General features: G+C 28.7%; 1 protein-coding gene. It reads left to right on the forward strand.

All coding sequences use genetic code 11. The features are described from left to right. The first annotated feature begins 267 nt into the window (after positions 1–267). Positions 268–456, forward strand: coding sequence for a CsbD family protein (locus tag AC1DG9_RS27420; protein WP_002440614.1), 189 nt, complete (start codon positions 268–270; stop codon positions 454–456). Positions 457–848 lie beyond the last annotated feature (392 nt).

Genomic DNA, 848 nt, shown 5'->3' on the forward strand with positions numbered 1-848 from the left:
TAGTCATTTTTATACGTGGAATGATTAAATGTCCTAGAAARGGCTTAAAATGCAAAATAAAAAGACTACTCATTTTTTGAGTAGTCTATCTGTAGGATAGTTTTTGATATWYTAAATGAAAAGGAGTAATACATAAATCATTTTGTATACATGGGATAATACAAGGTTTAATGCATGGGATAAAAAAGGATATGATTTCACTTTTAAAAAGGGTATTTGAATAATAGAATTGTATTGTAGACATTGATTATTTAGGAGGAATAGAAAATGAGCGAAGAAAAATTCGAACAAGCAAAAGGAAATATCAAAGAGACTATTGGAGATGCTACTGATAATAAGGATTTAAAAGCAGAAGGTAAAGGAGATAAAGCTTCTGGTAAAGCCAAAGAAGTAGTAGATGATGTTAAAGATAAAGCTAATGACTTGATTGATAAAGTTAAAGGAGATAAAAACTAAATAAAAATTAAAACGTCTTAAGTATTATTATGTAGCATACTTGGGACGTTTTTTATTTAAAGTGAATAAAAATAAATAATAAGACACGCATTTATGCCGAGAAAATTTATTGATGTTGAGAAGAACCCTTAACTAAACTTGGAGACGAATGTCGGCATAGCGTRAGYTATTAARCCRACCATTCGACAAGTTTTGGRWTTGTTAAGGGTTCMGAGGMTCAACGTCAATAAAGYAATTRGAATAAAGCAACAAAAGGAGTTGAAGAAAATGAGTGAGAAAACTAAGAAAAGCATTCGTATAGCATTATCTTTTGCACAAGTAGTAGTACAGTCATTTATAGTTTATTATGCTTACAAGCAATATAAATTATCTAAAGAAAATTAATTTTTGAT

It is taken from the genome of Pedobacter sp. 05L430 (assembly GCF_056397585.1).